The organism is Paraburkholderia xenovorans, from assembly GCF_046030735.1.
GTDB classification, from domain to species: domain Bacteria; phylum Pseudomonadota; class Gammaproteobacteria; order Burkholderiales; family Burkholderiaceae; genus Paraburkholderia; species Paraburkholderia xenovorans_A.
Map to the genome: position 1 here is coordinate 94,760 of NZ_JAQQBV010000005.1, position 10,405 is coordinate 105,164.

Below are 10,405 nucleotides of genomic sequence, written 5' to 3' on the forward strand. Positions count from 1 at the left end.
GCGACAATGCGGGCTCGAAAAATTCCAACGGCATTGACGAGCGGAGCTCGGCGCCCGCTTTCCGGCGACGACCGCTTTCTTCTCTATGGCAGATTCCGCAGCATCCACGCAGTCCCGGCCTTCGCGCGCCGCTTCGAAGAAGCGACGTCAGGCCACCGTCTCGACCGAAACAGAAAACAAGCTGGCGCGCGCTGCGCGCTCGGCTCAACGCCTCGCGCAACTGAGCGACCTTTCACGCGACGACAGTACGCTCGACCTGTTCCCCGACGATCCCACCCGCGCCACGCTCGAAGCGATGAACATCGACGTGCGGCAGGGCACGTTGCATGGATTCGAATTGCCGGATGTGGTGCTGGCGGCCGTCGGCGCGATCGATGCTGACGGGGCGCCGACGGCACCGACGGCCGCGCGCCGTGTGTCGCGGGCGAGCAAGGTAGATGAAGCGGCGCCGGTTTATGCGCAGCAACTTAGCGGTTTCGAGGTGGATACGGCTGCGGTAGTGGATTCGCCGCGGGGTGATTTGGCGTCGGTGGACGTGAAGGCGGCGGGGGAATCGCGTGCGCAGGAGGGTGCCGCTGAGGACGCAGCGGTGAATTCGAGGGCTGAAGCGGGCGCCGCTGAGGCGACCTCGGGCTCTGGAGAGAAAGCCGCTGGAGGCAACTCCGTCGAAGACAAAGCGGCCGCAGACAACGCGGCGACCCGCACCCCTGCGGCGCCGCTCACGCCGGCGATGGCGGCGGCAACTGTCGCGCGCAGCATCACGGCGCTGCGTCAGGCGGCTGAGGCGGGTGCTGTGGCGACGGATCCGGCGGCATCGGTCTCGACGTCGGCTTCAGCTTTAGCTTCGGCTGGCCCGAAGCCGCCGCAGCGCGTCGCCGCGACCTTCGTCAAGGCGACGACGGCTTCACGCGAAGCCGCGACGGTTGAGCCGACGGCGACGGCAATCGATTCGGCGTCTGCCGAATTCGGCGCAGCATCATTTGGGGCGGAGACTGCTGCAAAATCTTTGTCGGCTAACACGGCTAACACGGCTAACACGGCTAACACGGCTAACACGGCTAACACGGCTAACACGGCTAACACGGCTAACACGGCTAACACGGCTAACACGGCTAACACGGCGAATACGGCGAATACGGCGAATACGGCGAATACGGCGAATACGGCGAATACGGCGAATACGGCGAATACGGCGAATACGGCGAACCCTGGCGATGCATTTGCGGCCAAGAAGTCCTCTTCAGGCGACGCGAACACGGCGGCGAGGTCACCTTCGGGCGACGTGCCCGCAAACGCCTCGGTGGGAAACCCTGCGGCGAGCACAAACCCCACTGCGGGTTTAAAACCCGCTGCCACTGCCCAGTCGCTTCGCGAAGCCCAACGCGCGGAAGCGGCCGCTGCGGCGCTGCGCATCACCCCTGAACTTGACCGCGCGCGCGCCACGGCGTTTGCCGACACCGTCGATGCGTTGTACGGTGTGATCGCTGATCAGCGTCACGCGGCAACCGACCATTCGCGCCGCATGAAATGGATGTTGTCGATCGTGGTGGGCGCGCTGCTGGTGACGGTCGCGATCGGCATTACGCAGACGTTGCTGCTGATGCGCCTGACGCGCGAAACAACGGCCCAGCAGCATCGAATCGAAGAGATGATGCAGAACCAGCAGGCCGCGATGGCGAGTTTGCTCGACACGCACATCGCGATGGCCAACGCTGCCGCCGCGGCCAATGCGACGGCCCAAGCGGCACCCGCGACGCCGCAGAACCCGCAACCCGCCACGCCGGCTCGCGCGAAGCGTTTAGTGCGGACGCAGCACGCGCACAAGCCCAAAGTAGTCAACGCGCATTGACTTTCAGTTACCGCCGCGCCGGCGCCAGCCGGCTGCGGCGGCCCGCTTCGCCCTTCGCGCCCGCTTCGCCCTTCGCGCCCGCTTCGCCCTTCGCGCCCGCTTCGCCCTTCGCGCCCGCTTCGCCCTTCGCGCCCGCTTCGCCCTTCGCGCCCGCTTCGCCCTTCGCGCCCCTTCGCCCTTCGCGCCCCTTCGCCTTCGCGCCCCTTCGCCCTTCGCGCCCCTTCGCCTTCGCGCCCCTTCGCCCTTCGCCCTTCGCGCCCACGCGCCCACGCGCCCACGCGCCCACGCGCCCACGCGCGCCGACCAGCCCCAATCAAGCACGTTCACTCAGGCCCCTTTTCACCCGCCCTATCTCAAAAAATAGGGACGTTGTCATGGTGCGACGCATCAACGCCTGAAACCCCGTGACAACGCGCCATGCCCCAGAAATTGCTGCATTGCACTAGCTTTTTCCTAGGGAAAACCCTATTATTCTTCTTAAGGGAAAACCCTAGCTAATGCAGTAACCAACCGGGAGTCGCCATGAACGTCATCTTTGCATTGTTCCAAAAGGTCAGCGACCTCTTTGCGTCGCCCCATCTGCCGCTGGATTCGGACTACTCGTATGAAGCGCGTAGCCGCGAAGCTCAACGTGTGCGCCGCGCGCAAAGCACGTTGTTCGGCGTCAAGCTGAGCGACTAAGAGCCAGCAAGCCAGCCCGAGCGCGAGAAATCGCGCGTCGTGGAGCGTACCTCGGGTACGCAAAAAGCGTCATCGAAGCCACAGCCCGCAAATGCGTGCCGTGGCTTTTGTTTTTGGGGCGCCGTTTCCCTTATTTTTTGCCGCTTCCGAATATTTCCCCATCGAAATGAATGTAACGGCGGCTGACAGGATGCCTACGCGCTACCCACCTGATTCACCACGCATAGCCCGCCGGACGGGGCGTTGACGGAAACAGGGACCTCCCGCGCGCCTTTCTTTACCTGAAATGTGCGCTTACAAGTGCTCACGTATTCGCAAAGGTTGGCCCGCTAAAGTGGGTCCCAAGCGTACGGCACTGATCCGATTCCGAATTCGAACCCATCGCGGTTCGATGACAACTCGACTAACCGGCGCTGGCTTAAACAAAACTCTGGGGAGGTCTCTATGAAAACCTTTAACAAGACATCGCGTTCGATTCTTGCAACTCTGCTGGCCGGTAGCGCCTTGCTGGCCGCGGGCAGCGCTTTCGCCCAGGAACGGGTGATCATCGGTAACGGTCCGGCCGCTTACGGGCAGCCGCAGATGATGCCGGTGGGCGTGTCGATCAACATCGGCTGGCACGGCGATCGTTACTACGACGGCCACCGCTATTGGGCTCACGACGACTGGATGCGTCATCATCCGCACGACTACGATCCGCATCACCGCGACGACCATCGTCCGCCGCCGCGTTATTGATTTGGCGCACGCATGACGACCCCGCTCAACGCGACGTGAAGCACAACGCGGCGTGAAGTCCATAAAAAGTCCACAAAGCCGGTCCTTCCTCGCGGAAGACCGGCTTTGTCGCGTCTGAGCCTGAAAATGGGCGCGCTGCGCTATGCTCGAAAGCTTTCATCGAAGAAAGCAGGAGCGCGGCGTGGACAAAGCAGTGATTGGTGTAGTGGGCACGGGGTTGATGGGCGTCGGCATTGCGACGCAGAGCGCGTTGCACGGACACCGGACGATCGTCCACGACGTCGACCCGGCGCGTCTCGCGAGTGTTGCGCCGAAAGCCGAAGCGGTGCTCGACGAACTGATCGACGCCGGGCGTATCGACGAATCCGCGAAGCACGCGGCGCTGGCGCGTATCGAAACGCACGCGCAGCTCGACGTGATGGCGTCGGCGCACTTCGTGATCGAGGCGATTCCCGAAGTGCTCGAATTGAAGCATCGTCTGTATGCGTCGCTGGCTACGCTGCTTGCCGCCGACGCGATTCTTGCCAGCAACACCAGCGGCTTTCTGCCCTATCAACTGGCCGCGCCATTACGCGCGAAAGAGCGGTTCGTGATCGCGCATTTCTGGAATCCGCCGCACATGATCCCGCTCGTCGAGGTCGTGCCGGGAACGGCGACCGCGCCGGAAGTGACCGAACAGACCGCCGCGTTGATGAGCGCGATCGGCATGGAGCCGGTGGTGCTGGCGAAGGCGATTCCGGGATTCGTCGGCAATCGGCTGCAGTTCGCGGTGTTGCGCGAGGCGTTGAACATCGTGCGTTCGGGCGCGGCGACGCCGGACGTGGTCGATCGGGTGATGAAGGCGTCGCTCGGGCGACGTTGGGGTATCGTCGGGCCGCTGGAAGGCGCGGATATGGGTGGCCTCGATACCTTCCTCGACATCTCGACGCATCTGATGCCGGAGCTCGCCAAAGACGAAGACGTGCTCGACCTGCTGCGTGCACAAGTCGACGCGGGCCGAGTGGGTGTGCGAAGCGGCGCGGGGTTTTATGACTGGGATGACGCGCATCTGGCGCGCGTGAAAGACGGGCGGAAACGGGTAATCAGCCGGGGGTAATGGCGGCGTGCGACAGATAATTCGCACGCCCATCAATATGCAATACGCTTAAATCGAGGCGTGCGAATCGAATAATATGAATCAAGATAAATTTCAAAATACTTTCTATAAATATTGAGTGTAATAATTCAGTAATAAAAAGTTCGGCAATTAAACCTAAAGATCGCTCGATCTGCGTCGTTATTAGTCATACGAAAGATGCGGCTAGTTAGAAAGTCGCACGAAAGACCAAACCGATCGAGCGAGTCCGCAACGCAAGTTGCGTGAAAATAAAAATGTTACCGAGCATACGGGGACGCTGCGCGGGCCAGGAAGCCGTGCATGCGTATTACCGCCAGACCAGTCTGGTCATGGCTTTGCTGGCCGCCACGCCTTCGTGCGCGAATGCGGTTGGTATTGTCGTCGACGGTGGCACTGCAACGGCTGTTTCAACTTCTGCTAATGGGCACCAAACCGTCAATATTGCGCCGGCCGTCGCAGGTGTTTCGAATAACACTTACAACAGTTTCAGTGTGGATGGCGCCGGCGCTACGCTGAATAACAACGGCATTAATGCCAGAACGATTGTCAATCAGGTCACGAGCACCAATCCCAGCATTATCAGTGGAGCGATCGACGTATCCGGTTCAAGAGCGAACGTGGTGCTGGCCAATCCGAACGGTATTACTGTCAATGGCGGCTCATTCGTCAATACAGGCCGGCTTACGTTGACTACCGGGCTTGTCAGTTTCAAGGACACGGTACCGGTCGCCGGAATTCCGGAGCGGGATATCGTGCTCGACACCAGCACCGGCACGATCATCGTCGGTCCGCAGGGATTGGCGAGCGCGCTGATCGGACTTGATCTGATCGCGAAGAATGTGCAGATCAACGGGCCGCTCACCAACGGGTTCACGTCGCCGACCGCTTACGTGCGCACCGTGGCGGGCAGCAGCAATGTCACGCTGAATACGACCGTTTCGCCGAACGACAACAGCAACGACTGGCTTACGCTGAACCCATCCACCAGTACGGCGACCGCCAGATCGTTCGCAATCGACATTACCGCCGCCGGTAGTTTGTCGAGCGGTCGCGTGCAACTGATCGTCACTGACAAAGGTCCCGGCGTGCGCAGCGCCGGGCCGATGAACGCCACGCTCGGCGATTTCACGCTGTCGTCGAACGGGTCGGTGCAGTTTTCCAGAACGACGCTGACGGCGCAGAACAATCTCGACTTGCAGGTGCAGGACAGCATCGCGTTCTCCGATACCGCAGTGAAGTCGAACGGCGGTTCGGCGACACTGGCCGCGAGCGGCAGTGTCGCGCTGACGGGCAGCAGCGTGCTCGCCAATACCGGCATCGATTTGAGCGGCGCGGGCATTGCGCTCGCGCAAGACGCCGCGGCGCAATCGGTGATCGCTTCGGCAACCAGCGGCGTGGTCCTGACCAGCACGGGCGACATCACCAGCATCGGCTCGCTGATACAAGGTCAGCAGAAGAACACGCTCGACACGGCATCGCTGGGCGCGGTCACGCTGAAGGCAACCGGCAACGTGCTGAACCAGTCGACGCCTGCTACCCAGCTCGGCGTCATCTACGGCGCGAACGGCGACGTATCGATAACGGCCGGCGGCTCGGTGACCAACCAGAACGCCCGCATTCTGTCTAACCAGAATCTCACGATCGCTGCAGGCGGCGACGTCGACAACCTCGTCGATCATTCGAGCGGAGTCAACGGCGGCGCGCCTGTCAGCTATGCCGACCGCATCTGGCGGCTGATCTTCGTCGAGCATCGGGACAACGGGTTTTCCGTCGACTATGGCGCGATTGCCGATCCGGCCAAGCTCTCATACATCACCGCCGGGGTCGGCAATGTGACCATTTCGGCGCAGAACGTACACAACATCGGCGGCACGATTCAGGCGGAAGTCGATCCGGCACACCCGAACGTTGGCGGATCGATATCGATCACCGCGCGCGATCAACTGGTCACGCAGGGTGTTTTCACCGGACAGGCGACGTACCGGCAGACGTGTTTCTTCTTCTGCAGTTCGAGTTCGTCGAGCACGGTGCAGGCCTATGGCGGCGTGATCCAGGCGAACAACGACATCAGCCTGAAAGCCGGCACGCAGATCACCAACACGGGCGGCGTCGTGCTGGCGGAGGGCAAACTCAAACTCGATGCGCCGAAAACACTCGCGCAAGCGGTGCTCGGTTACTCCGCGATCAATCGCACGCACGACCTGAAAGCGTGGTTCGGCAATTCATGGTCGGCGATTTTCGCAACGGATACCGGCGGCCTGTTCAGCGGCGGTAACGGCCAGGTCGAACTGACGGGCGAGGCGGATATCGACGGTGGCGTGTTCAGCGCGCCCGGTGGCATCAAGGCCGCGGGAGGCGTGAACACGATTCGCGTGCCGTATCACGCGCCAGTGACGATCGGCAATCACAACCATCTCGGTCTCGTGTCGTGGTTCGGGCTATGAAGCGGGCTATGAAGCGGGCGATGCAGCACCGCGTCCCCCGTCTTGCACGCTGCACGCTGGCGATCCTCGCCGGCGCGGCGGCGGCGCGCGGCTTCGCGCAGACGCCGCCTGGCGTGCCGAACAGGATCCGGCGCAACGGCTCTTGCAGGAACAGCGCGACCGTCAGCGGCGCGACGAGATCCAGCAGGCGCCCGCGCAGATCGACGTACAGCAGCCGCCGGTCGTCAATCTGCCCGAAGGCGCGGATGTCGAAACGCTGCCTGACGTCGAACCGCTGTTCAGGATCGAGCACATCGATTTCACCGGCGACAAGGTGCTCGGCGCGGACGCGCTCGACAGGATCGCCGCGCCGTTCATCGGCAAACAGCTCGGCCGCAATCGCATCAATCTGCTGCTGCGCCGCGTGACCGAGGCGTTTATCGAGCGCGGCTACATCACGACGCGTGCTTACCTCGGCGCGCAGAATCTTGCTTCGGGCACGCTGAAAATCAACCTCGTCGACGGCAAGGTGTCGGTTTTTACGCTGAACGGCAAACCGCTGCGTCCGCGCGATCCGAACGAACCGTGGTACAGGACGCATGGCGGCGGCCTGCTGACCGACGCGGGCACCGCATGGGCGTTCGCCGACAGCAGCGGCGACATCCTGCGCCTGCCGGATCTCGAACAGGGTGTGGACCAGATCAACCGGTTGCGCCGCAACCAGGCCGAGATCCAGATCATGCCGGGCGAGACGCCGGGCGACTCCGTGGTGGCGATCACCAACCACTACGGCGACCGCGTTTTCTACGACCTCGGCATCGATAACTACGGCAGCTCGCAAACCGGCACGTTGCGCTATCGCGCCGGTGTCGAAGCGGACAACCTGATCGGGTTGCAGGAGTCGCTGTCGTTCAGCTACGTCGGCACGCAGGACAGCAATGCAGTCGTGTTTTCCGCGGCGGCACCCTACGGTTATCAGACCTTCAGCTATACGACGTCGCTGTCCGAATACCAGCAGACGATCAGCGACGTCGCGCTGCTCCAGGGCCGCACGTTCAGCCAGATTCTCGGCTGGAACGACGTGCTGAGCCGCTCGCGCGCAGGACGCACCAGCGTCGACGTCACGCTGACCAAAATGCGCACGGAGCGCACGCTGAACGGCATCGACCTGGCAACGCAGGACCTCACGGTACTGCGTGTCGCGCTGAACGGCTTGCGCCGTTTCGTCGCGCACGATCAGGCGGCGGCCGCGACGTGGGACGTCGGTGTGTCGCAGGGTTTGCCGTGGCTCTCCGCGAGTCACGACGGCCCCGATATCGAAAAAGAAGATGCGCACAGCCAGTTCACCAGGCTCGATGCGACCGCCACGTTGCAGGTCGCGCTCGGCACGCTCGCCGGTACGCAGTGGACCTATCGCGGCACATTGCGCGGCCAGTTGAGCCGCGTTGCGATGTTCGGCAACGAGCAGATTTTCCTCGGCGGCATGGATTCGGTGCGCGGCTTTACCGAGGGCGGTATTGCTGGCGACAGCGGTTTCTATCTGCGCAACGAGGCCGCGTGGCAGAACGTGCCGGTCTGGCACGACGCGCATCTCGAACCGTATGTGTTTCTCGACGGCGGCAAATCGCATCTGATCGCGCAAGGCGGCTGGCCGACGCTGATGGGCACCGGCGTCGGCGCACGCGCGCAATGGCGTCACAACACGCAAACCGTCACCAGCGAGGTGCTGCTCGGGCAGGCCTTGCTCCAGCCGGCCGCACTCGGCAAGAAAGCCACCGTGCTGCTCGCCACACTCAACTGGTCACTTTGAAGAGGTTCATATGAAACATCGTGCATTCGTCGCCGGGATTCGCAACGTCACGCTGATTGCCGCGCTCGTTACAGCAGGACTCGCGGCCGGCTTCACGAGTGCCGCGCACGCAGCCAGCAAGCCTTCGGCGAAACCTTCCGCGGACAAGGCCACGGACGCTGCCGGCGGCCCGCTGCCGGCGAACGGCGTGGCGCGTGTCAACAACGTGGTGATCACGCAGGACCAGCTCGACCAGGCCGTGCGCGCGACGAACGCGCCGGACACGCCTGCACTGCGGACGTCGGTGAAGAATCAGCTGATCGCGCGTGAGCTGTTCCGCCAGGCCGCGGAAAAGCAGCACTACGAATCGCGTCCGCAAGTGGTCGCGGCCGTCGAGCAGGCGAAGACCGCGGCGATGACCGCTGCTTATCTGCGCGATCAGGTCAAGCCTGCGCCCGTCACCGATGACGACGTGAAGGCGAAATACGACGCTATCGTCGCGACGCTCGGCGAGAACGAATACAAGCCGAGCGCGATCGCCGTGAAGGATGCCGACACCGCGCAGACCGTGCTCACGCAATTGAAGAAAGGCACCGACTTCGCGCAACTCGCGAAGCAGTACAGCCAGGGTCCGGGCGCGGCGCAAGGTGGCGCGTTGAACTGGATTTCGTTCAGGACGCCGATCCAGCCGGGCAATACGCAGAACTGGCCGCAACCGCTTGCCGAGGCGCTCGTCAAGTTGCCGCAAGGCGGTGTGTCGAGCACGCCTGTGCAGATCGGCGACGCGTACTGGATTTTGCGTGTCGACGAAAAACGTCCGACGCAGATTCCGCAATACGACCAGATCAAGGACGCGCTGCGCAAGCAACTCGAACAGGTTGCGCTGGAGAAGGCGACCGCGCAGGTGGTGGTCGATCTGATGAAGAACGCACGGATCCAGCAGCAGTAACGGCGAAGTGCAAGCAGGTCTCGACAGGTTTTCTGCGGGGACGACTTCAGCAGATGGCTTACGAAAACGCAAAAAGCAAAACGCAAAACAACACGCAGAAGGGAAATCAGGGAAATGAATTTCGACATCAAACGGGCGCTTGCTGCCTGTGTTGCAGTAACTGCAATGGTGACGCTCGTGGGTTGCGCCACCTATTACAAGCCTTTCGGTGTAGCGGGTGGCTACCGGGACCGGCAGATTGACGATCAGACGTTGCACGTCGAATTTCACGGGAACGGCTACACGTCTCGCGACACGGTGCACAAGTACTTTCTGTACCGCTGTGCGGAGCTCACCCAGCAGCATGGATTCAAGTATTTCATGGTTGTCCCGCCTGCTTTGTCGGGCGCAATTTCGCCGACGGCCAATCTTGTCGGAAGCAAAGGCTTCGATCACAAGCTGATGCAGAAAGTCCATTCTTCCCCGCCCATCATCATCTACAGCGGCGGAGGCGGCGGTGCCGTCTACCCCACCGATTCGTCGGACATCCGCATGTTCAACGACGACGCGGTGATGACAGCAAAGACGCTCGGTTGGGATGCGGCTGAGGTGATCGAACAACTCGGGGCGTTTGCTCACAGCAATAGTCAGACGCCTGCTGAACTTCCGAAGGCATGGGTCTTCGAGCCCGGTCGCCCGAAAGTACGGGCAGAAGATCTGTTGCCGAGCGTGCCGAAAAGAAGCGCGGTGTCCGGGACCTGATCGTGTAGCAGAAACATCGAATCCCCGTCCAAGGCGGGGAGTGCGACAGCCGGGGAAACGCTGTCGCGACCGTGATGCCGATCCGTCGATCCGCACCACGGCTAATTAAAAAAGACGA

9 protein-coding genes are annotated in these 10,405 nt (G+C 62.3%); 8 read left to right on the forward strand and 1 reads right to left on the reverse strand.

Annotated features, from left to right (window positions below):
- Positions 1–85 precede the first annotated feature (85 nt).
- The gene (locus PQQ51_RS06645; RefSeq protein WP_408495847.1) at positions 86–1,849 is read left to right on the forward strand and encodes a hypothetical protein; all 1,764 of its coding nucleotides are present in this window, start codon (positions 86–88) and stop codon (positions 1,847–1,849) included.
- A 7-nt stretch (positions 1,850–1,856) separates the two neighbouring features.
- Here the strand turns inward: PQQ51_RS06645 and PQQ51_RS06650 are convergent, their stop codons facing one another.
- Positions 1,857–2,162, reverse strand: a complete 306-nt coding sequence (locus tag PQQ51_RS06650; RefSeq protein ID WP_408495849.1) for a hypothetical protein — start codon at positions 2,160–2,162, stop codon at positions 1,857–1,859.
- 209 nt (positions 2,163–2,371) lie between these two features.
- Between PQQ51_RS06650 and PQQ51_RS06655 the strand changes: the two genes are divergently transcribed.
- From PQQ51_RS06655 to PQQ51_RS06685, 7 genes are all read left to right on the forward strand, one after another.
- Entirely contained in the window at positions 2,372–2,530 is a 159-nt protein-coding gene (locus tag PQQ51_RS06655) for a hypothetical protein (RefSeq protein ID WP_408495851.1), read from the forward strand.
- 444 nt (positions 2,531–2,974) lie between these two features.
- Positions 2,975–3,268 (forward strand): hypothetical protein, encoded by a 294-nt coding sequence (locus PQQ51_RS06660; protein WP_408495853.1) that lies wholly within the window; start codon positions 2,975–2,977, stop codon positions 3,266–3,268.
- A 142-nt stretch (positions 3,269–3,410) separates the two neighbouring features.
- Positions 3,411–4,364 carry a 3-hydroxyacyl-CoA dehydrogenase family protein gene (locus PQQ51_RS06665; RefSeq protein WP_408495855.1) on the forward strand — a complete coding sequence of 318 codons (954 nt, stop codon included), beginning with the start codon at positions 3,411–3,413 and terminating at the stop codon, positions 4,362–4,364.
- A gap of 350 nt (positions 4,365–4,714) precedes the next feature.
- Positions 4,715–6,829 carry a two-partner secretion domain-containing protein gene (locus tag PQQ51_RS06670; protein ID WP_408496088.1) on the forward strand — a complete coding sequence of 705 codons (2,115 nt, stop codon included), beginning with the start codon at positions 4,715–4,717 and terminating at the stop codon, positions 6,827–6,829.
- Between the two features lie 142 nt (positions 6,830–6,971).
- Entirely contained in the window at positions 6,972–8,618 is a 1,647-nt protein-coding gene (locus PQQ51_RS06675; protein WP_408495857.1) for a ShlB/FhaC/HecB family hemolysin secretion/activation protein, read from the forward strand.
- A gap of 10 nt (positions 8,619–8,628) precedes the next feature.
- Positions 8,629–9,546, forward strand: coding sequence for a peptidylprolyl isomerase (locus PQQ51_RS06680; protein WP_408495859.1), 918 nt, complete (start codon positions 8,629–8,631; stop codon positions 9,544–9,546).
- 114 nt (positions 9,547–9,660) lie between these two features.
- Positions 9,661–10,287: a CC0125/CC1285 family lipoprotein gene (locus PQQ51_RS06685; protein WP_408495861.1), complete on the forward strand. Its 627-nt coding sequence runs from the start codon at positions 9,661–9,663 to the stop codon at positions 10,285–10,287.
- Positions 10,288–10,405: the final 118 nt, after the last annotated feature.